Below are 22242 nucleotides of genomic sequence, written 5' to 3'. Positions count from 1 at the left end.
GATATCAGACAGTTCAAGGTGGTATTTTTTCATAAATATCCGCGTTTTTGAAAAGGCGTTCGCGGCTTCATTCTCATTACCGGCATTTTCGGCAAGAGACATCAGCTTTCTGACTTTTTCAACCGCCTTTTCTCTGTCATCCATTATTTCACATCGCACATTTATCCGGCAGATAAGCCTATCATACGGTGAATTAATCAGAGGGGAAGGATGAATACGGCGTTGCGGGATATTCAGCGGTTCATGCCGCTTTCCGGACATGACTTTTTTGAATTGTGTATAAAACCGCCTGAACAGGGGAAGTTGCGGATAAAAAAACGCCGCCTTCATAAGAAGACGGCGGGAGTGTATTTATTTACGGGCATCCAGTAACTGCTGCGCGTTTTCTTTGGTGACCTGAGTCCACGGAATCGCGTAACGTTTGTCTTTACCGTCATTCCATTTCAACTGGTCAGCATACTGAACCCAGATTTTGGACTGCGGCTCGTATTTGTCACCTTTGACTGCTTTCATCGCCAGGTCGATAGAGCCCTGCATCTGTGCATTCGCGTCCTGGAGGATGGAGACCATTTCGCCTTCCTGAACAGAGCGGATAGCATCAGACACGCCGTCAACGCCGGCAATGGAGAAATCATTGACATTCAGACCGGCAGATTTGATTGCTTCGATCGCACCCAGTGCCATTTCGTCGTTCTGTGCAATAACACCACCGATTTTACCACGGTGTTTCTGTAACCAGTTTTCCATCAGCGGCATCGCTTCCGCGCGTGACCAGTTAGCCGTTTTGCGCTCCAGTACTTTCACTTTACCCGGACCACATTCTGCGATCGCTTTGTCATTACCTTCGCCGCGCTGAATTTCACCGCTGCCGCCTTTCGGCCCTTCGATAATAACCACGTTACCTTCACAGTTCATTTTTTCCAGAACCGCTTTGGCTTCCATATAACCGCCGAGGACGTCATCAGACACCACTTCTGCGGTCATTTTGTCGGTGTTCAGACGGGCGTTGGTGACGATAACCGGGATTTTGGCGTCATTTGCCATAGTGACCACGTCGATATTCGCTTCATAATCCATCGGGTTGATGATGATAGCGTCGGCTTTGGTCTGGATTGCGGTTTCCGCCTGGTTGTTCTGAACCATCGGATCATAACGGCCATCATAAACTGTGATGATCGCTTCACCGTTTTTCACAGCCGGATGCTCTTTTGCGGATTTTTCCATTAACTGGACAAATTCAGCTTTCATGCCGTACATCAGAACGGCAATTTTCACCGGATTGTCCTGTGCCGCAAATGCCTGTCCGCCCATCATCAGGGCTGTCAGTGCAGCGATTTTGGTCAGTTTTTTCATGGTCATTCCTTCATTGTGTAGGGTAGTTTTGCTTTTGTTTTTTGCTGTTTTCGTCTTTTTTACGCTTCATCCTTCAGCCAGTGGCAGGCTGAAAGAATCCGCGCGGTACTGCCATCAGTCACGGCGTTGCTTACGTGACGGATCCAAAAGTACGGCGATAACAATTAATGCGCCTTTGATAATCTGCTGGTAGTACGACTGCACGCCCAGCAGGTCGAGACCGTTATTCATCACACCGATAATTAACACGCCGAACAGGGTGCCGACTAACGTCCCCACACCACCGGCCATACTGGTGCCGCCGATAACCACCGCAGCGATTGCATCCAGCTCGTAGGCGCTGCCTGCACTGGTCTGTGCTGACCCGGTACGGGCAGTCAGAATCAGCCCGGCAATACCGGCTAACGCGCCACACAGGGTATAAACCAGCACTTTAATTTTAATCACGCTGATACCGGAGGTTCTGGCGCTTTTCGGGTTGCCGCCGACGGCATACACATAACGGCCGAAGGTGGTTTTATTGAGTAAAATCCAGGCCAGAATAAAGATAACCGCCAGGATCACCACCGGTACCGGGATATCCAGGATATAGCCGTTACCCAGCCAGCGGAAATCGCTGTTGAGCTGGGAAACCGGGTTACCGTCAGTGGTCAGCAGAGTCAGACCGCGTGCCGCAGACAGCATCCCCATGGTGACGATAAACGGCTGAAGGTTGAATTTCGCCAGAATGGTCCCGTTAAGCAGACCACAAATGATACCGATGCCGAGTGCGATAATCATCGGGATCATCACGGCATTCGCGGTATCACCGATAGCCAGACCGGTGTTGCTGGTGGCAAACCGCGCCGCCACAATCCCGCTCAGTGCCAGCACCGAACCGACAGAGAGGTCAACACCGGCGGTGATAATGACGAAGGTCATCCCGATGGCGAGAATACCGTTGATGGAAATCTGACGCAGGATAATCAGCATGTTGTCCTGACTCAGAAAGTAGTTATTGGTCCATTCGCCGCGGGCGACCTGAACTTCACCGACAACCGCCACAATCAGACACAGCACAAAGAACGCCAGAATAATGCCGTATTTGTGCATGTTTTTCTTGTTACGGGCGATAAATGAGACCCCTGGTGCGGGTGCAGTATTTGTTGTAGTCATGGTCACTTCTCTTTATTCATGCATACGTTGGCGGGTGAGATCACACCGCAAGTTTCATTAAATCAGTCTGGGTGGCAGTGGCGGCGGTCAGCTCTCCGGCGATCCGTCCGTCACGGAAAACAATAATCCTGTCACTCATCCCGATAATCTCCGACAGCTCAGAAGAGACCATCACAATGCCTTTGCCCTGTAAGGCGAACTCAGACATAAACTTATAAATTTCTTTCTTGGCACCGACATCCACGCCGCGTGTCGGCTCATCGAGCAGCATCACATCCGGCTCGATCAGCGCCCAGCGTCCCAGAACCACTTTCTGCTGGTTACCGCCGCTGAGGTTCCCGACCAGCTGATCCGCATCCGGGGTTTTGACATTGAACAGTGTGATCATGTCGTCTGCACGGGCACGCTCTTTGCGGTCATGAATAAAGCCGCCGGTACTGATGGCACCAAACGAGGCGATATTGATGTTTTCGTTGATGGAACGGCCCAGCATCAGTCCGGTATCTTTGCGGTCTTCAGTGACATAGGCGATCCCGGCATTAATGGAATCTTTCGGTGTGTGTTTGTCGAGGAAGCGGTCACCAATTTTTATGGTGCCTTTATCGGCGTGTTCGATGCCGAAAATCAGGTCGAGGAACTCAGAACGGCCGGAACCGACCAGCCCGTAAATCCCCAGGATTTCGCCTTTTTTCAGCGTCAGGCTGATGTCCTGCACCTGGTCATCACGGGACAGCTCCCGGACTTCCATAATGGTTTCATCTGTCGGCTCGTTAAATTTGGCGAACTCATCTTTGATTTCACGGCCGATAATCAGCTCAATCAGCTTCTCTCGGGTGATATCCGCCAGCGGGCCGTCGGTGATAAAGGTACCGTCACGGAAAATGGTGAAGGTATCGGCTATCTGAAAAATCTCGGACAGGCGGTGTGAGACATAAATAATGCCTTTACCTTTTTCCGTCAGGCGGGTGATGACATCGAAAATCTTCTGCGCATCCTCCTCGCCGATGGCGGAGGTCGGCTCATCCATAATGATGATATCCGCATCCGCGTGGGAGAGGGCTTTGGCGATTTCGACCAGTTGCTGTTCCGCCACACTCAGGTTGCGCATTTTTTCTGACGGGGAGATATCAAAATGCAGGTCGGTCAGCAGTTCAGCGGTCTGCCGGTTGAGCTGTTTAAAATCGACAAACCCGAACCGGCGCGGCTCCCGCCCCAGCCAGATATTTTCCGCCACGGTCAGATCAGGAATGGAACTCAGCTCCTGCTGAACAATGGCGATACCGGCGTGCAGGGCTTCGATCGGCTGATGAAACTCACAGCGTTTGCCTTTGACATAGATTTCCCCCGCATCCGGGCGGATAAAGCCCATCAGGATGCTCAGGAACGTGGATTTACCGGCGCCATTCCCGCCGCACAGGGCGTGAATGGAACCTCTTTTCAGTGAAAACTGCGCGTTCTTCAGTGCAACAACCTGACCAAAGGCTTTGCGCACCCCTTCAACCCGCAGTAATTCCTCATTGTCAGCGACAGTGGCTGTCATACGGTGACCTCCGGGTATTCTGATGTCAGTAAAGCAAGGTAGTTCTGATACAGGGACTCATAAACCGCCACATTCGCCGGATCCGGCTGTGTGCGGCTGCTGTCATCCAGTTGCACAAAGCGGTCGCAGAGAGCGGCCAGCTGTGCTTCCGGTGCGCTGTCTGCGCTGAGGGTGTCACACCAGATTGCCTGAACCGCTGCACCCAGCGCTGCCGCTTCCTGGTTGGTGACGCACACCACCGGTGCCGCCATGATATCCGCGACAATCTGACGCCATTTCACGCTGCGGGCACCGCCGCCGGTCAGACGGATCTCACTGGTGGTAATTCCCTGCTGACGGAACAGATCGATACCGAAGCGCAGCCCGTAAGTGGCACTTTCCACCACAGCCAGGCTCAGGTTCTGCGGAGTCAGGTTGCTGCCGTCCATATTGTGAAGGCTGGCGCGGGCTTCGGGTAACTGAGGTACGCGCTCACCATTAAAGAACGGCAGCATAATAAGACCGCCCGCACCGGGTTTACTGCTGTTCAGTGCATCATTAAAGGCCTGAATATCCATGCCTAATAAGGACTGAACCGTAGTGGTGGCGGAGGTGACATTCATGGTGCAAATCAACGGCAGCCAGCCATTGCTGGAGGAGCAGAACCCGGCGATCATCGCGGAATCCGCCACAACCGGTTGTTCCGCAAAGGTAAACAGCGTACCGGAGGTACCGAGGCTCATCGTAGTGATGCCCGGACGGATATTTCCGGTACCGATGGCGGCCATCATGTTATCGCCGCCGCCGGATGCCACGCGGGTTTCCGGGGAAATACCGAGCTTTTCCGCGATCTCCGGACGAACCGTGCCGATGATTTGCTCTGCGCGCACCAGCGGCGGCAGCGCCTGCCATAAACGGCCTTCCGGATCGATAAGATCAGCGGCGGCCTGATCCCACTCACGGCTGCGGATATTGAGCAGCCCGGTCCCGGAGGCGTCTCCGTACTCGGCACAGGCCTGTCCGGTGAGCCAGAAATTCAGGTAATCGTGCGGCAGCAGTACATAACGCAGCTGTTTCCACAGTTCCGGGTGCTGCTGTTTAAAGCGGATAATTTTTGACACGGTATAGCCGGTCTGCGGCAACACACCCAGGCGGTCAAGCGCGGCCTGTTCACCGCCCAGTGCATCAATAAACCACTGATTTTCCGCACTGGTCGAGGTATCACACCACAGTTTGGCAGGCGCAAGTACCGTACCGTCATGACTGACCGGCACAAAACCGTGCTGCTGGCCGGAAACGGCGAGGGCGCGGATATCCCGCCCGTCAATTCCGGCGTTTTTGATCGCCTGAGCAAACGCGGTTTGCAGCGCATCAGTCCACCAGACAGCTTCCTGTTCACGGCTCCCGTCTGATTCGCTGATCATCGGGTGAGAGGCCGAGCCCTCACCCAGAATACGCGCGGTCCGGTTATCGGCAATAATGACCTTGGTGCTTTGTGTTCCGCAGTCAATACCGGCATAGAGCGTCATGGTTTACTCCATTTCCAGCACAATTTTCACATCAGTCGCACGGCCTTCGGCTGCACGCTCATAGGCTTCGACACTGTCTTTGAACTTGTAGGTTGCGGACAGCAGCGGGGCCACATTCAGTTTGCCGGAGCTCAGCAGACGGATGGTGCGCGGATACATATTGGCGTAGCGGAAAATAGTTTTGAAGGTCACTTCTTTCGCCTGTGCCGCCACGATATCCAGCGGTGCCGGGTCGATAGGCATGCCGACGAGAACTGCGGTGCCGCCCGGGGCGATATGATCAGAGATGGACGCAATAACCGGTTTCGCGCCGCTGCACTCAAACAGGACGTTCACGCCTTCGCCGCCGGTCAGCTCACGGACTTTATCCGCCAGTGCCTGCTGGTCTTTGCTGTTAACCGCGTGCAGGCCCTGATATTTCTCAGCCACTTTCAGTTTTTCATCAAACACATCACAGATGATGACATCGGAACAGCCACCGGCCAGTGCGCACAGCGCGGTAATGATACCGATGGTCCCGGCACCGATAACCAGACCGATATCACCCGGTTTGATCCCGGCTTTGGTCGCGGACTGCATACCGATTGCCAGCGGCTCAACCATTGCACCCTGGGCAAAGGAAACGTTATCAGGCAGTTTAAAGGTGAAGGCGGCAGGGTGGATCACGCTTTCACGCAGGCAGCCGTCGATTGGCGGAGTTGCCCAGAAACGGACGGCAGGATCAAGGTTATAGATACCGGCACGGGATTGCGGGGATTGCAGATCCGGAATACCCGGCTCCATGCACACGCGATCGCCGACTTTCAGGTGCTTCACATTTTTACCGGCTGCGGTGATCACTCCGGACGCTTCGTGACCCAGCACCATCGGTGCCTCAACCACAAACGGCCCGATACGGCCATGCTGATAATAGTGAACGTCGCTGCCGCAGATACCGACGGTGTGGATTTTAATCTCAACATCGTCGTCGCCAAGTACTTCATTGCTCTGCCAATCCTGAATGGCGATTTTCCCTGCTTTCTCTAATACTAATGCCTTCATGATCATTTCCTTTCATTAAAATGATATCGATATCATTGCTATGATGCGGATAATAGAGCAATGTTTATTATAATTATGTGATGATGGTTAAACTTTTATTAAATAAAGTCTGATCTACTCATGTAGTATTCGGCAAAGGGTCTTCCGGGTCACATCTTTGCTATCTGTGACAAGGCTATAATGATAACGATATCATTCAGGAGAGAGGCAGATGAATAAACAGCCGTATATCGCGGAATCACTGGCGGTTCTGGAACAGGCACATATCATTCTGACAGAAGCGGAACAGCAGCATATTGAAATTGCTCACTTTAATCTGCCGGATTATCCCCGCTCGGGCCTGCAACTGCTCACGTACTGCAACAGCCCGCTGTACTGCGCCAAAGAGCTGGTTCTCTTTGCTGACCAGACCTGCCCGGAGCACCGCCATCCGCCGTACAAAGACCGGCCGGGCAAGCAGGAAACCTTCCGCTGCCGCTGGGGTGAGGTGTATCTGTTTGTGGATGATCCGGCGCTGACGCTGAATCAGGATGCACAGGGCAATCCGGTTTGCCGTCCGCCGCAGGGGGATGAGGAATGGTACACCTGTGACCGCTTTATTCTGCTGCGCCCGGGAGAGCAGTACACCATCATGCCGGACACCCGTCACTGGTTTAAAGCCGGGCCGCAGGGCGCGGTGGTGTCGGAGTTCTCCACAGAAAATACCGATGAATACGACATTTTTACCGATCCGCGGATAAAAAGACTCGAGTGTTAAAAAGTTGTTAGTGTCGGTTTAAGTAATAAAAAGCGTGTTTTTCACGTGACTGAATCGATTTAGATGATATTATAATGGTATAAAATGATACGTTGCTGCTAAGGAGAGAAAATTGGCGGAACCCCGGACACAGAAAGTCACACTGGAAAATGTGGCCGCTATTGCGAATGTCAGTAAGATCACCGCATCCCGCGCATTTTCGCAGCCGGATAAGGTTCACCCGGAAACTCTCAGGCGTATTCTCGATGCCGCAGATAAAATCGGTTATGTGGTGAATGCGGCGGCACGCAGCCTGCGCGCGAAATCCTCCCGTACCATCGGTATTGTCAGTCCTGACATGAGCAACCCGTTTTTCGGCGGGCTGGCCAAGCGCATCACCCTGGAAGCCTATAACGCCGGGTATGACACGCTGATGTTTGACTCTTATGAATCACGTGAAAATGAAGCGCGTATCATTGATAAGCTGATTGGTTACAACGTGGATGCCATCATTCTGTCCGTTGTCTCCGCCGAACGGGTTTACCGCCCGGCGTATATGAAACAGCTGGAACTGCTCAATATTCCGGTGATCCTGGTTGACCGCGAGTTGGATGCCAAGGCATGCAGCGGCGTTTACATCGATAACCTCGACTGCGGATTGCAGGCAGGGCGCTATCTGCTGTCACAAAAAGCGGATAACGTGGTGATTGTCTCCGGCCCGGAAGATTCCAATGTGGCCCAGGATCGCGTAACCGGCATGGTGGCCGGTCTGCACGGCCAGGTCAGCAGCGTCAATGTGCTGCATGCGGACTTCCTGATGGATGAAGCCTTTAAAGTCACCGACCATTACCTGAAATACCATCCCGCGCCGGATTATTTTGTCGGCTGCAATAACCAGATCTCACTCGGGATTATCAAAGCTTGTATCCGCCACAACCTGATCCCGCAAAAAGACGTCTCGCTGTTCAGCATCGATGAAGTCTCTCATGCCGATATTTACGGATTCAATTTCCCGTGTATTTCCCATGATCTTCAGGAAATTGCCTGGCAGGCCATCAATATGGCAGTGCGGCGGGCGACGGATCGCAGCGCCCCGGCGAGCAAGGTGGTTGTGCGCGGTCTCCTCAAATCCTGAATCCGCGTCATCCTTCCGCCTGTGGCTGTGTTGGCTTCGTTCGTCCACCCCGGTCACATACTGATGTATGCTCCCCGGAATTCTTCCCTTGCCGCCTTGCCACAAACCGGATGATTCAGCAGATTTCGCGAACAGGGACGTGTCAGCGGCTTTCCGCTTTGCCGGTTATCCCGCCGCCCTGGTTTGAAAGAAGATGGTTTTATTCTTTCCGGCGGCGGCTGCACTTTGCCGGCACTCAATGTTGGCAGCAATACCCCGCCTCTATGCCATCGCACTGATGGTTTTGCGGAAGCGCAGCAAAGCCGCACCAAAAAACGCGCCGCCGATAATGATCAGATAAATAAACTGCGGCCAGACGATCAGGAAATCCGCGCCCCGGTAGAGAATAGCCTGTGCCAGGCTGACAAAGTGTGTCGTCGGCATGGTCTGCATAATATCCTGCACAAACTGCGGCATACTTTCCCGCGAGGTCATCCCGCCTGATAACATATTCAGCGGCAGCAGCACCATAATCATCAGCAGCCCGAACTGCGGCATCGAACGGGCGAGCGTCCCCATAAAAATTCCGATGGAGGTGGTGGCAAACAGACTCAGCGCCACCCCGCACATAAACAGCGTAATTGAACCCTCTATCGGCACCTGCAGCAGAAAGCGGACAATCAGCAGCAGCGAGCCGAGTGAGGCAAGCAATACCACCAATCCCATCGACCAGACTTTGGACATCATGATTTCAAACGGCGTCACCGGCATCACCAGCAGATGCTCAATTGTGCCGTGTTCCCGCTCGCGGATCAGTGCCGCCCCGGTCAGGACAATCGACAGCATCGTGATATTGTTGATAATCGCCATTACCGATCCGAACCACATCTGATTCAGGTTCGGGTTAAAACGGGCGCGGATATCCAGATCCACCGGCAGCACCGTGTTTTGCCGGTTTTTAGCCAGAAAAGTATTCACCTCCCCGGTAACAATATTCTGAATATAACTGTTGCCGAGAAACGCCTGGCTCATGCGGGTGGCATCAACGTTCAACTGAATGGCGGGACGGCGTCCGGCCAGCACATCACGCTGAAAATTCGGCGGAATATCCATGGTAAACGTGTAGGTGCCGCTGTCCATCAGGCCGTCCATCTGACTGATATCAATATCTGCCGGGGCCAGAAAATAGGGCTCGTAAAAGCTGTTGATAATGCGCTCGCTGAGCTGAGAGCGATCCTGGTCCGCAATGGCAATCGGTGCCAGATGCAGCGAACCGGAGGTCACCGTCGCCGAGGAATAGATTGATACCGTGAATGCAAACACGATCAGTGCCAGCATTGCTTTATCCCGCATCAGGCTGCGCAGCTCTTTCATGCCGAGATAGATAATATTCTTCAGTGTCCGCATGTTATCCCTCCTGCTTTTTCAGGAAAAAGATGCTGCACCCGAGAACAACCGGAATAGTTATCAACAGCGGAATAAAGGCCTGATACAGATCGATAAGCCCCAGCCCCTTGGAGAAGGTTCCCCGGGTAATGGTCAGGAAATGAGCGGTCGGGTAGATGTGCCCTATCCAGTAACCCATACCTTCCAGTGATGAAACCGGGTCAATCATTCCGGAAAATTGGGTGGCCGGGATCAGGGTAATAATCGCGGTCCCGAAAATTGCGGCAATCTGGCTCTTCATAAAGCAGGAGATCAGCAGCCCCATGCTGGTGGCAATGGTGATATAGCAGAATGCGGCGAGTGTCACCGTCAGCAGACTGCCCTTGAACGGCACTCCGAATACCCAGACGGAGAGGGCGCAGAGCAGGAAAAAGTTAAACATCCCCAGCACGATATAAGGCACCTGTTTGCCGATTAAAAACTCTGTTTTGGTCACCGGCGTGACATAGAGATTGATAATCGACCCCAGCTCTTTCTCCCGCACCACACTAAGGGCGCTGAGCATTGCCGGTATCATCATCAGCAGCAGCGGGATCACCGCCGGAACGATAGCAGGCAGACTTTTCACATCCGGGTTATAACGGTAACGGGTTTCGATATCGATGGCAGAGCGCAGCGGGTTTGCCACCGGCTGTTTTGATGCCATGCGGGTCAGCCAGTTGAGATGCATAGCCTGCACATAACCGCGCACCGTTTCAGCCCGGTTCGGCATGGCGCCGTCCACCCAGACACCCAGTTTCACATCATGGCCTTTGGCGATATCACGGGCAAAATCCGGCGGAATTTCAATCGCCACCGCGATTTCCCCGGCGCGCATCCGGCGCTCCATATCGTCATAATTTTGCAGCGGCGGCTGTTCGATAAAGTAGCGCGAACCGGAGAGATCCTGCACATAGTTCTGGCTGGTGGTGGTCTGGTCGCGGTCGAGCACGGCAAAACGCAGATTTTCCACATCCATACTGATGCCGTAGCCCATAATAAACATCAGGATCACTGTACCGAGCAGCGCCAGTGTCAGCCGCACCGGGTCGCGGCGCAGTTCCAGCCCCTCACGCAGACTATAACTGAACAGACGGCGCAGACTGAAACGGCGCTTCAGTGCCGTGGCCGCCGCTTCGCCGCTGTCGGCGGGTAATTCCGGCGCTTCCGGCGGCGGGGCATCATCCTCAATTCCCGAGGCTTTTTTCAGATAATCAATAAAGACGGCTTCGAGGGTATCAAATTCACTGCCGGCAACCAGGTTTTCCGGCGTGTCCGTCACCAGTACTTTCCCGGCGTGCATCAGCGACATGCGGTCGCAGCGGGCGGCCTCATTCATAAAGTGGGTGGATATAAAAATCGTCACGCCGTCTTTGCGTGATAAATCCACCATCAGATCCCAGAACATATCGCGGGCAATCGGGTCAACGCCGGATGTCGGCTCATCGAGGATCAGCATTTCCGGGCGGTGAATAACCGCCACGGCCAGCGATAAACGCTGGCGTATCCCGAGCGGTAACCCCTCCGGCATGGCATCGGCAACATCCGTCAGTTTAAAGCGCGTCATCATTTCATCAACGCGGTCATCAATTTCGTTTTCCGGCACATGGAATAATTTGGCGTGCAGCACCAGGTTCTGTAAAACCGTCAGCTCACTGTAGAGGGAGAACGCCTGCGACATATAACCGACCCGAATCCGCGTATTCAAATCTTTCGGATCGACCTCCTGACCAAACAGCCACGCCTTGCCTTCCGTGGCCTGCAACAGCCCGGTGAGCATTTTCATGGTGGTGGATTTACCGCAGCCGTTGGAGCCGAGGAAACCAAAGATCTCTCCTTTCGGGATGCGGAAACTGACGTGGTCAACGGCGGTGAAACTGCCGAAGCGCATGGTCAGATCCTGCGCCTCGATAGCAATCTCTTCATTATCCTGCGCTTTGCGCGGCGGGATCACCACCGCTTTGTGATCTTTGCGTTTTTCTTCCGGCAGCAGAGCGATAAAGGCGGCTTCCAGCCCATCAGTCTGTGTCTGCGCTTTCAGTTCACGGGCGTGTCCTGTCGCCAGGAGTTTGCCGTCGTCCATCGCGACCAGGTGATCAAACCGTTCCGCTTCTTCCATATAGGCCGTCGCCACCAGCACACTCATATTCTGCTGGCGTTCGCGGATGCGGTCGATAAGCTCCCAGAACTGGGCGCGGGAGAGGGGGTCAACGCCGGTGGTCGGTTCGTCGAGGATCAATAGTTCCGGGTCATGGATCAAGGCACAGCACAGTCCGAGCTTCTGTTTCATCCCGCCGGAGAGTTTTCCCGCAGGGCGGTCGCGGAACGGGGCGAGCCCGGTGCTGGCGAGGAGATCGTCAATCCGCAGACGACGTTCTTTCTCAGACTGGCCGAACAGCCGCCCGAAAAAATCCACGTTTTCAAACACCGACAGGGTGTGATACAGGTTTTTCCCCAATCCCTGCGGCATATAGGCAATACGCGGACATACCGCGCGGCGGTGCTCTTCTTCGCGGATATCACCGCCCAGCACAATCACATTACCCTGCTGCACTTTACGGGCACCGGCAATCAGGGAAATCAGGGTGGATTTCCCGACACCGTCCGGCCCGATCAGCCCCACCATCTGCCGGGCGGGGATGTTCAGCGTGATATCATCAAGGGCGCACACATCACCGTAATGATGCGTAACCTGTTCCAGGGTGACGATTGCGGTGTCGGAATGCTGTTTTGATGATGTCATTGAGGTAATTTCACCTCCAGGTCAGCCGGCCAGTCCTGCTTCGGGTCAAGCCGGATATAAGCGCGTCCCGGCAGACCGGTTTTCACATATTCCAGATGTTTTTCCAGCAGTTCGGGGGCGATACGCGCACGAACGCGGAACATCAGTTTCTGGCGCTCATTATCTGTTTCCACAGTTTTAGGGGTAAACTGCGCGACACTGGCGACATACGAGGTTTTCGCCGGGATCACCAGGTCCGGAGCGGCATCAAGAACAATATGCACATCACTGCCGATGCCCGCCTGTCCGGCCTGTTCGGTCGGCAGGAAGAACGTCATATAGACATCGCTGAGATCGACCATATTCACCACACGGCCACCGGCACCGAGCACTTCACCCGGTTCGGCAACGCGATACTGAACACGGCCGTTGCGCGGCGCTTTCAGCTGGCTGTCATCCAGATCCGCTTCAATCCGGTGTTGTGTCGCCAGAGCGGCATCCACTTTGGTCTGTGCCTGGATAATACCGGACTGTGCGGCATCAATCGCCGCAGAAGCCGCTGCCACCTGAGCTTTCGCCGCTTCCACGGCAGCACGGGCACCCTGGACAACAGCTAGGTCATCATCCACCTGCTGAACAGATACCGCGTTGGTTCTCACCAGTGCCTGTGAACGCGTCAGACGCTTCTGCGCGGCAGTCAGTTCTGCGGTACGCTGGCGTACCATCGCCTCTGCGGCAGCTTTCTCACTTTTCCGCTGAGCCAGTGCCGAGCGCGAGGAAATCACATTACTGTCCGCCTGGCGGTACTGCGCCTGAGCCTCGCTCAGCTGCGCCTCGAGAGTCCGGGTATCCATCTGCGCCAGCACATCCCCGGCGCGGACAAAATCCCCCTCTCTGACATTGATGGTGCTGATGCGTCCGGCGGTTTTGGTTGAGATATCAATTTCCGTTGCCTCGATCCGTCCGTTGCTCTGAGCGAAGCCCGCAGGCAGCCCCGGGCTTTGCAGCATGCGGAACAGGTAGCCGCCGGCGGCAAGGACAATGATCAGGATGAGATAAAAAATCCACGTTTTACGTTTTGATTTTTGCATAGATACCGTGATTACCCTTCTTATGGAAAATAATGAGATAAGCACAACAGCAGCATTTCAATATCAGGTTCGCAAATAATGATGCTTTTAATTTTCAGAACGATGACATTAAATGCTGACAAAGAAAGCATAACCGGATCAGCAGGATAAAGCTGCCGTATATATCACATTCACTGTAAACGGCAGAATACAGCGCCGGGGGATTGCACGAATTGCACTGGTTTTTTATCTGACACAGGGATTTTTTACGCCGGAGGCTATCAGTCAGGGGAGTTTGTTTGCTAAAATTTGTCTCTTTCCTTTCCGATAATGACTAATATCTGCGGGATGCAGCCGGAAATATCCTGCTGCATCCTGCTCTTTTGAGTAAATGAGCTTATGTCGCAAAATACCAACACAGTGCCGAAAGTCGGTTTCGTTTCTTTAGGCTGCCCGAAAAACCTGGTGGATTCCGAGCGGATTCTGACTGAACTGCGCACGGACGGCTATCAGGTTGTGCCGAGCTATGATGATGCCGATGTGGTGATCGTCAATACCTGCGGTTTCATTGACAGTGCTGTGCAGGAATCCCTGGAAGCTATCGGCGAGGCACTGGCGGAAAACGGTAAAGTGATCGTGACCGGGTGTCTGGGTGCGAAAGAAGACCAGATCCGTGAAGTGCACCCGAAGGTGCTGGAAATCACCGGTCCGCACAGTTATGAGCAGGTGCTGGCGAATGTCCGTAAATATGTGCCGAAACCGGCGCATGATCCGTTCACCAGCCTGGTACCGGAGCAGGGTGTGAAACTGACGCCGCGCCATTACGCGTATCTGAAAATTTCTGAAGGCTGTAATCACCGCTGCACATTCTGCATTATTCCGTCCATGCGCGGCGATCTGGACAGCCGTCCTGTCGGTGAGGTGCTGAGTGAAGCGCAGCGCCTGGTTGAAGCCGGTGTGAAAGAACTGCTGGTGATCTCCCAGGATACCTCTGCCTATGGCGCTGATATCAAACACCGCACCGGTTTCCGCGATGGTCTGCCGGTGAAAACCAGTATGATCGGTCTGTGTGAGCAGTTATCCCAGCTCGGTGTGTGGGTGCGTCTGCATTACGTTTATCCGTATCCGCATGTGGATGATGTGATCCCGCTGATGGCAGAAGGCAAAATCCTGCCGTATCTGGATATCCCGTTACAGCACGCCAGCCCGCGTATTCTGAAACTGATGAAACGCCCGGGTGCCGTTGAGCGCACACTGGAGCGTATCAAACGCTGGCGTGAAATCTGCCCGGAACTGACACTGCGTTCCACCTTTATTGTCGGCTTCCCGGGTGAAACCGAAGAAGACTTTCAGATGCTGCTGGACTTCCTGACTGAAGCCCGTCTGGATCGCGTCGGCTGCTTTAAATACAGTCCGGTGGAAGGGGCACATGCCAACGAATTACCGGATCAGGTGCCGGAAGAGATCAAAGAAGAGCGCTATCACCGCTTTATGCAGTTACAGCAGCAGATCTCCGCAGAGCGTCTGGCTGAAAAAATCGGCCGCACACTGCCGGTGATCATTGATGAAGTTGATGAAGAAGAGGGCGCTGTCGGCCGCAGTATGGCGGATGCGCCGGAAATCGACGGTATGGTATATCTCAACGGTGAATTTGATGTGCAGCCGGGGGATATTGTGATGGTGAATATTGAACATGCCGATGAGTATGATCTCTGGGGCAGCGTGGTGCGCGAAGCATGACAAACAGTGACAACCGCCTGACCGGACGCCTGATGTTCGGTAATGACCCGGTTCTGCAGGCCGCATGGCTCTATTATCAGTCCGGTCTCAGTCAGACGGAGGTGGCTGATGCGATGGGGATTTCCCGCGTGACCGTGGTGAAATACCTGCAGACGGCCCGGGAAAACGGTGTGGTGCATATCAGCCTGGATATGGCGCGTTACAGCCGCATCGATATGGCGTTGTCACTGAAAAAAAAGTTCAATCTGACCAATGTGCTGGTGGTACCGGACAGCCCGGTTACGGAGGCGGCGGCAGATTCCGCCCGCTGCCGGGAAAACATGGCACAGGCGGCCGGGGTGTATCTCAGTCAGGTGATTGAGGACGGGGATGTGCTCGGCGTGGCCTGGGGACGGACAATTCACCATATGGCGAAGTGTCTGACACCAAAAGTCATCCGCAATATGACGGTATTACAGATGCTCGGTTCCGTGCCGTCGCAGCCGGATTTCACCACGGTGGAATCGTCCTCGCTGATTGCCGGAAAGTTCGGCGGTGAGTGTGCGTATCTGCATGTTCCCGCGATTGTCAGCTCTGCGGAGCTGGCAGATGCACTGCGCCGTGAGCCTATCATTCAGGCAAACTTTGCTCAGCTGGATCGCTGCACCAAAGCACTGTTTGTGGCCGGAAATGTCACGGAAGAGAATCCGCTGATCCGTGCCGGCGTGATTACGGCGGAGGAAATGACCGATTTCCGCCGCAAAGGGGCTGTCGGGGTTATTTGCGGACGTTTTTATGATCAGGCGGGTGAGCCGCTGGATACCCATACGGATGCCCGCATCCTCGGTATCAGGCTGCCGCAGTTGCGGAATATCGCACGGCGGATTTTTATTGCCACCGGTGAACAAAATATCGCCGCCACCCGCGGGGCACTGTATGGCGGATATGTTTCTGATTTGATTGTTGATCCGCTGATCGCAGCACATTTGCTGTCAGATAAATAAGTGCAAAAACCGCCGGAAGGCGGTTTTTTTACATCAGAGCATCAATATCGCCGGTTACTGTTTTTCTGCTGCTGCTTTTTCTTCCGGTGTGCGGGTATCTCCCTTACCGTTATTCAGCAACTGAATAGCACAGTCCATATATTTATCCGCACCGGCCTGAATCAGCTCGTGGTTAAATGCAACTGCGGGTGCACTGTCCTGCAATGCGGTCACATTGATATCACCGTTAAACTGCTTGTTTAAATCGACTTCGCCTTCAATCGAGACATAGTAAGCAATGCCGTCCGGCAGATAGCGTCCGCACTCTTCAATGCTTTTTTCGCTGAATTGCGGGGATTTTTTTGTGGCGGCACATCCGGACAGGAGAAGAACGGCAGAAGCAAACGCAGCGTAACAAATGACTTTTTTCATAAAAACCTTAAATAACATATACATTAAGATTTTAATTATATTGCAAATGATTATCATTTAAAATAATTAATTACGTAAGGTGACAAAAAACGACGCATTGCGCCGTTTTCTGCCGCCGGTAATTACTATTTTCCGGTTTTCAGTCCGTAGGTTTTGAATTTCCCCAGCACCCGCTGCATCTCCTCCGCACTCAGTACCGGTACATCCGGCGTGATGGCGCGGACTTTCAGATACAGCGCGGAGAGCACTTCAACTTCATGCGCCAGCCACAGGGCTTTTTCGAGGTTGATTTCCATCGCCAGCATGCCGTGATGCTGCATAATCAGCGCTTTACTGGTTTTAATCCCTTCCGCAACAATATCAGCCAGTTCGTGTGTGCCGAAGGTGGCATACGGCACACAGGGGATATGGTCGGTTCCGGTCACGGCGACCATATAATGGATCGCCGGAATGGATTCATTGAGAATGGATACCGCCGCTGTATTCAGAGCGTGATTATGGACCACCGCATTCAGCTCAGGACGCGCCTGATAGCAGCTCAGGTGAAAGTGCCATTCGCTCGACGGGATTTTATCCGCCTCTGCCTGGCCGGTACTGTCCATATACACAATGCTGTCCGGGGTCAGTTTTTCATAAGGCACGCCGCTCGGAGTGATCAGCATGCCGTCCTGCCAGCGGGCGCTGACATTACCGGACGTCCCCTGGTTGAGCCCGCTTGCGTTCATCTTCAGACAGGTATCGATAATCTGTTGTGCCAGTTCAGTACGGGTCATGATCACACCTCATACTCAGACGGCCACATCTCCGGGAACATGCCTTTCAGCCCGGCCGGGGAGGCATCACAAATGCCGCGTTCGGTGATAAGCCCGGTGACATACTCCGCCGGAGTGACATCAAAGGCATAGTTACCGCAACGGGTGCCCGCAGGTGCAGTATTCACCCAGCTGCGGGTACCTTCCGGTGTGATGCCGAAAACATGTGACTGTTCCTCACCGGCACGCTGTTCAATCGGGATCTCTTTTACCCCGTCCCACACGGTAAAATCGAGGGTCGGTGACGGCAGCGCTACATAGAACGGCACATTGTTCGCTTTGGCCGCCAGTGCTTTCAGGTAAGTGCCGATTTTATTGCAGACATCCCCGCGAGCAGTGGTGCGGTCAGTGCCGACAATACACATATCCACTTCGCCGTGCTGCATCAGGTGCCCCCCAGCGTTATCTGCAATCAGGGTATGCGGCACACCGTGCGAGCCCAGCTCAAAGGCAGTCAGTCCGCCCTGGTTGCGCGGACGGGTTTCATCCACCCAGACGTGAATATTAATGCCTTCATCATAAGCCTGATAAATCGGTGACAGCGCGGTGCCCCAGTCAACGGTAGCCAGCCAGCCGGCATTACAATGGGTCAGGATATTCACCGGCTCACCCGGTTTTTTGCGGGCGGCGATGTCGCGGATAATTGTCAGGCCGTGTTCGCCGATGCGGTGACAAATTTCCGCATCTTCATCAGCGATTTCAGCGGCAATACGGTATGCGGCGTCACCGCGCTCAGCCGCAGGAAGTGGTGTCAGGGCACCGCAGATTCTGTCCAGCGCCCATTTCAGGTTGATCGCGGTCGGACGGGTGGCAACCAGCACGTCATAAGCGTTTTTCAGGGCGGCATCACTGCTGTCACGGTGCATCGCCAGCGCCACGCCGTAAGCAGCCACAGCACCAATCAGCGGTGCGCCGCGTACCCACATATCTTTGATGGACGTTGCGGCTTCCTCCATCGTCGTCAGTGTGATGATACTGACTTCAAAAGGCAGTTTTGTCTGATCAAAAATACAGACATCAATACCATTATCTGCGGGCCAGACGGAACGGTAATGTTTTCCGTTAATTTTCATTATATAACCTCGTGTGCAGGTGACGCTTAACAATAAGAAAGAAAGGCTTCGACATCGGTAAAGCTGTGATAATGGCGCGCGTTGACAATCAGCTCCCGCGCCAGTTTCAGGGCTTTGCGCTCAAGTACCGCGCGTTTGTCCGCATCAGCAATGGTTTTGAAATCAGCAACTCCGGCAAACCCGAGCAGGCGGCGGTTGATTTCCAGCCCGGCATTGACCAGCGTGTCCTGAAACAGTTCTTCGAAGAAGCTGTCCTGAGCGGCTTTCAGGAATTTGTCATCAAACAGGCCGTCCTGGTACAGCTCACGCGGCCAGGCATCGCCCTGTGATTTTTCGGCCCACAGGCGGCGGAATTCAGTCTCAAACGTATTCCAGGTCTGGCTTATCTGCGATAACAGCCATTGCTGATAGCGCGCGGTCTCTTCCTCTGTCTTCCGGTGTCCGGGCTGAGAAAACCAGGCCATATATAAGTTACCGGCATAGTTGCCGGTATCAAACGCCATCGGCCCCATAAAACTGAATTCAGGATCAATAACCTGAACAGAGTCAGTGCCAATCATGACGGATCCGGAGTGCAAATCTCCGTGCAGCAGCGCCTGTGACTGTGTCATAAATTTGTACTTATAGCGCATCGCGACCTGCACCATTTCTCTGTCCAGCATCACGGCATTTGCATCGCGGTCAAGCTGCGGAGAGGTGTGATTATTGCGCGGCGCCGGGAAGTAAGGTTCGGTAAAAATCAGATCTTCGGTGATTTTGCATAATTCATGGTTAGCGGAGAACTGTGCGGTCAGGGCTTTTTTCTCCTGTGCCGCCATGCCGATATCCGAGGTATGGAACAGAGTTTGCGCCATAAACAGGCCGGTTTTCTCCGCCAGCTGAGGGACATATTCTCCTGCAATCAGTGCTTTACGCAGAATGATATGGTCAGCGAGGTATTCCATGGCAAACAGCGCCATGGCTTCGTCATAGAAATAGACATCCGGCACACTGTCAGGTGCGAAACGTTTCTCCTGTGACAACGCATGGTATTCGAAATAATTACGCTGCAAAGAGAGTTCCCAGGATTCACCGGCCGCACGGACATACGGCAGTGATTGCTTGACCACCAGAGTCCGCTCACTGCCTCTGACAATAAACACCAGATTGAGATTACCGTCACCGACTTCCTCTGTCTGCCAGGATTCCGGCGTGCCGCCTGGTAAAATGTCATCCGGTAAATGTGCGGACAGGTAAGCGGGAAGGGTGCCACAGGTTAGCGGGGTATATCCGGCAGGGGTTTTTTGCGTCATAAGATAACCTCAGAAACAGAGATAAATGGCTACATATGTAAATTATAACTATACATATGTATTTTTTCTGTGATGCAACTAACACATAGCCGGAAATAGCCTTTCTTAAGCAGGTGATAAGGAAGTAATATAAATATTTCTTAAGTATTTTCACGCAATTATTTTTATGAAATACCGGGGTATATTATTAACCGATATTCAGTAATCGTTTTTTTCAGAATTACTTTTAATCTTATTAAGACCTGATTTTGATATTAATTGTGGTCGGGTAGGTATTATTACATTAAACAGACGTATTGATATTGCAAAGAATACACCTATAAGGTTAAATCCCGATTACTAAGACTGAAGATGCCGGTTATTCATGACTGTTGATTTTTATTTTTTTAAATTTCATGTTGTTATGAGGTTATTGAGCCGCTGGTAAGTAAGCGGATGGCAGACTCTGAAAAACGGAATTTTTTGTTATCACGTTGTCAATATAAGTGAAGGAGAATCTTATGGAGACGGAATATATATATTTCTGTGTCGGAACACGGATTAAAGAAAAGCGTAAATACTTAGGATTAAGTATCGTCCGGTTAGCGGAAGACATGGGAATAACGCAGCAGCAATTTAACCGTTATGAACGGGGAACAAGCCGGATTAGTATACATTATCTGATGTATCTGGCAGAAATGTTCCATGTTCCGGTGGATTACTTTTTCGATCAGGAATAGTTTATCCCCGCTAAGTAGTGACACTGTACCACCTGTATGTGAGAATAGCCGGCAATTAACATCGCACTGGTTGCTAATTGCCGGTCGGTCATTTGTGGTAACAGGGTCACAGGTATAATGTCACGCGAATTCTTCCGAAAAGTTGCGGATAAGCAACATATAAAACTTACTTACATCACTCATTTCTATTGTAATCAGCAAGATATTTCTGAAGTTATCAATCTGCTTCGTGAATATGAAAGCATGCCGGCATCGGTGCTGGACTATGTTCAGTTTGTCATTGTTGATGACTGCTCTCCGCTTGAGTATGAAATTCCTGAATTTGATTTAAATCTGACATGGCTGCGGATCACAACCGATATTCCGTGGAACCAGGGTGGTTCCCGTAATCTGGGGGTGACCTATGCGGCGTCAGACAAAATTCTGATGACCGACCTGGATCATGTCCTGCCGGTTTCGACGTTTACTTATCTGATTAATGCGGCAAACCCGGGCCGGACATTCTATAAACTCTACCGCCGGGGTGAGCAGGGGAATCTCCGTAAAGGGCATTCCAATCTGTTCTTTATGTCCCGCGCCCGCTTCTTCCGTTTTTACGGTTATGATGAAGAGTTTTGCGGCCATTACGGCGCGGAAGATTACCGTTTTGTGAAACTGCAGAAATATCACGGCTCCCGTCAGCGCTACCTGCCGAAATCGGTGTATGCCACAGAGCGGATTGTGGATCGTGATAAGTCTTATCATACGCTGGACAGAAGTCTGGAATACAACACGCCGGTTGATAAACGCAAGCATGAGGAAGTCTGCACGTATGGTGCGGAATCCGGTCATTCCCGGCTGTTCCTGGATTTTGAATGGAAAATTCTGCGGTCGGTCTGCCGTACATCGCCGGTAGTCCGGGAGAAAAATCCGGGCTGGAAAGCCCGCTGGTGGCTGCGCTGGTTATTTGCGCCGCTGGCAAAATAAAGCAGCATAAAAAAAGCGCCCATCGGGCGCTTCTTTGTATCTGTCTGATTTATCAGAATGCTTTGCTGTTTTTAGCAATAATAGCAGCAGCACGGGTCAGATAAGAAAAGAAAGTTTTGATGCTTTTCATAATAAACTCCTGCTTTTGAGTAAGTGATTAAGCCTGTTTGGCTTTGATGGCGCTACTATACCATTTTTGTGATGAATGTCAAATTTTATATAAACTTTATTTTAAGATATTAAAATTGTTTTTAACTACGGCAGGACTCACAATAACCGGTGATCTGCAGATCATAAAAAAAGCGCCCATCGGGCGCTTTTTTGTATCTGTCTGATTTTAATCAGAATGCTTTGCTGTATTTTGCAATGATAGCAGCAGCACGGGTCAGATTGGAAAAGAAAGTTTTGATGCTTTTCATAATGAACTCCTGCTTTTGAATTAGGTTGGTAAGCTGTTTTGCTTCGATGGATGTATCATAGCATTTGTGTGATGTTCGTCAACTTTTTTATCAAAAATATTTTTAAATATTAAAATTATTTTTTGGTAATATCCGCCGGATTGCGGATTTTCCTGCATTCTGG

At 52.4% G+C, this 22242-nt stretch carries 18 protein-coding genes; 6 read left to right on the top strand and 12 right to left on the bottom strand.

What is annotated here, in order from left to right; all coding sequences use genetic code 11:
* Positions 1-351: 351 nt before the first annotated feature.
* The 5 genes from GN208_RS16610 to GN208_RS16590 all read right to left on the bottom strand — a co-directional run bounded on the left by GN208_RS16610 (position 352) and on the right by GN208_RS16590 (position 6597).
* Positions 352-1314, bottom strand: a complete 963-nt coding sequence (locus GN208_RS16610; protein WP_223302461.1) for a substrate-binding domain-containing protein — start codon at positions 1312-1314, stop codon at positions 352-354.
* 153 nt (positions 1315-1467) lie between these two features.
* Positions 1468-2508: an ABC transporter permease gene (locus GN208_RS16605; RefSeq protein ID WP_004237724.1), complete on the bottom strand. Its 1041-nt coding sequence runs from the start codon at positions 2506-2508 to the stop codon at positions 1468-1470.
* Between the two features lie 40 nt (positions 2509-2548).
* Complete coding sequence (locus GN208_RS16600; RefSeq protein ID WP_004237725.1) at positions 2549-4048, bottom strand: sugar ABC transporter ATP-binding protein; 1500 nt, start codon at positions 4046-4048, stop codon at positions 2549-2551.
* A complete protein-coding gene (xylB, locus tag GN208_RS16595; RefSeq protein ID WP_004237726.1) occupies positions 4045-5556 on the bottom strand; it encodes a xylulokinase in 1512 nt (503 codons plus the stop codon). Before xylB ends, GN208_RS16600 begins: the two co-directional genes overlap by 4 nt.
* Before the next feature lie 3 nt (positions 5557-5559).
* Positions 5560-6597: an NAD(P)-dependent alcohol dehydrogenase gene (locus GN208_RS16590; RefSeq protein WP_015422928.1), complete on the bottom strand. Its 1038-nt coding sequence runs from the start codon at positions 6595-6597 to the stop codon at positions 5560-5562.
* 211 nt (positions 6598-6808) lie between these two features.
* Here GN208_RS16590 and GN208_RS16585 point away from each other — a divergent pair, with 211 nt between their 5' ends.
* Together GN208_RS16585 and GN208_RS16580 are read left to right on the top strand one after the other, a co-directional pair.
* Positions 6809-7354, top strand: coding sequence for a D-lyxose/D-mannose family sugar isomerase (locus GN208_RS16585; protein ID WP_004237728.1), 546 nt, complete (start codon positions 6809-6811; stop codon positions 7352-7354).
* A gap of 112 nt (positions 7355-7466) precedes the next feature.
* Positions 7467-8468 carry a LacI family DNA-binding transcriptional regulator gene (locus GN208_RS16580; protein ID WP_004237729.1) on the top strand — a complete coding sequence of 334 codons (1002 nt, stop codon included), beginning with the start codon at positions 7467-7469 and terminating at the stop codon, positions 8466-8468.
* A gap of 261 nt (positions 8469-8729) precedes the next feature.
* Here GN208_RS16580 and GN208_RS16575 read toward each other — a convergent pair whose 3' ends face one another.
* From GN208_RS16575 to GN208_RS16565, 3 genes are read right to left on the bottom strand one after another with little or no spacing between them, the layout of a single operon-like run.
* Positions 8730-9854, bottom strand: coding sequence for an ABC transporter permease (locus tag GN208_RS16575; RefSeq protein ID WP_004237730.1), 1125 nt, complete (start codon positions 9852-9854; stop codon positions 8730-8732).
* 1 nt (position 9855) lies between these two features.
* Positions 9856-12615 carry a ribosome-associated ATPase/putative transporter RbbA gene (rbbA, locus tag GN208_RS16570; RefSeq protein WP_243828481.1) on the bottom strand — a complete coding sequence of 920 codons (2760 nt, stop codon included), beginning with the start codon at positions 12613-12615 and terminating at the stop codon, positions 9856-9858.
* Positions 12612-13685 (bottom strand): HlyD family efflux transporter periplasmic adaptor subunit, encoded by a 1074-nt coding sequence (locus tag GN208_RS16565; protein WP_004237732.1) that lies wholly within the window; start codon positions 13683-13685, stop codon positions 12612-12614. The genes rbbA and GN208_RS16565 overlap by 4 nt, the downstream gene beginning before the upstream one ends.
* A 378-nt stretch (positions 13686-14063) precedes the next feature.
* Between GN208_RS16565 and rimO the strand changes: the two genes are divergently transcribed.
* Both rimO and GN208_RS16555 read left to right on the top strand, forming a co-directional pair.
* Positions 14064-15404, top strand: a complete 1341-nt coding sequence (gene rimO / locus GN208_RS16560; protein ID WP_004237733.1) for a 30S ribosomal protein S12 methylthiotransferase RimO — start codon at positions 14064-14066, stop codon at positions 15402-15404.
* Positions 15401-16387, top strand: coding sequence for a sugar-binding transcriptional regulator (locus GN208_RS16555; protein ID WP_004237734.1), 987 nt, complete (start codon positions 15401-15403; stop codon positions 16385-16387). The genes rimO and GN208_RS16555 overlap by 4 nt, the downstream gene beginning before the upstream one ends.
* A 54-nt stretch (positions 16388-16441) precedes the next feature.
* On the opposite strand, the gene GN208_RS16550 is transcribed toward GN208_RS16555, so the two are convergent.
* From GN208_RS16550 to mtnK, 4 genes are all read right to left on the bottom strand, one after another.
* Entirely contained in the window at positions 16442-16798 is a 357-nt protein-coding gene (locus GN208_RS16550; protein ID WP_015422927.1) for a hypothetical protein, read from the bottom strand.
* Positions 16799-16923: 125 nt separating this feature from the next.
* Positions 16924-17571, bottom strand: coding sequence for an L-fuculose-phosphate aldolase (locus tag GN208_RS16545; protein ID WP_004237736.1), 648 nt, complete (start codon positions 17569-17571; stop codon positions 16924-16926).
* 2 nt (positions 17572-17573) lie between these two features.
* A complete protein-coding gene (mtnA, locus tag GN208_RS16540; RefSeq protein WP_004237737.1) occupies positions 17574-18683 on the bottom strand; it encodes an S-methyl-5-thioribose-1-phosphate isomerase in 1110 nt (369 codons plus the stop codon).
* A 26-nt stretch (positions 18684-18709) separates the two neighbouring features.
* Complete coding sequence (gene mtnK, locus GN208_RS16535) at positions 18710-19975, bottom strand: S-methyl-5-thioribose kinase (RefSeq protein WP_004237738.1); 1266 nt, start codon at positions 19973-19975, stop codon at positions 18710-18712.
* Between the two features lie 500 nt (positions 19976-20475).
* On the opposite strand from mtnK, the gene GN208_RS18090 reads away from it, so the two are divergent.
* Together GN208_RS18090 and GN208_RS16525 are read left to right on the top strand one after the other, a co-directional pair.
* Positions 20476-20694 (top strand): helix-turn-helix transcriptional regulator, encoded by a 219-nt coding sequence (locus GN208_RS18090; RefSeq protein WP_004237739.1) that lies wholly within the window; start codon positions 20476-20478, stop codon positions 20692-20694.
* Positions 20695-20811: 117 nt separating this feature from the next.
* Positions 20812-21660 carry a glycosyltransferase family A protein gene (locus GN208_RS16525; protein ID WP_004237741.1) on the top strand — a complete coding sequence of 283 codons (849 nt, stop codon included), beginning with the start codon at positions 20812-20814 and terminating at the stop codon, positions 21658-21660.
* The last annotated feature ends 582 nt before the right edge of the window (positions 21661-22242 follow it).

It is taken from the genome of Morganella sp. HSTU-ASny43, assembly GCF_022819185.1.
Taxonomy (GTDB): Bacteria; Pseudomonadota; Gammaproteobacteria; order Enterobacterales; family Enterobacteriaceae; genus Morganella; species Morganella morganii.
This window is presented reverse-complemented; position numbering and strand designations above follow the sequence as displayed.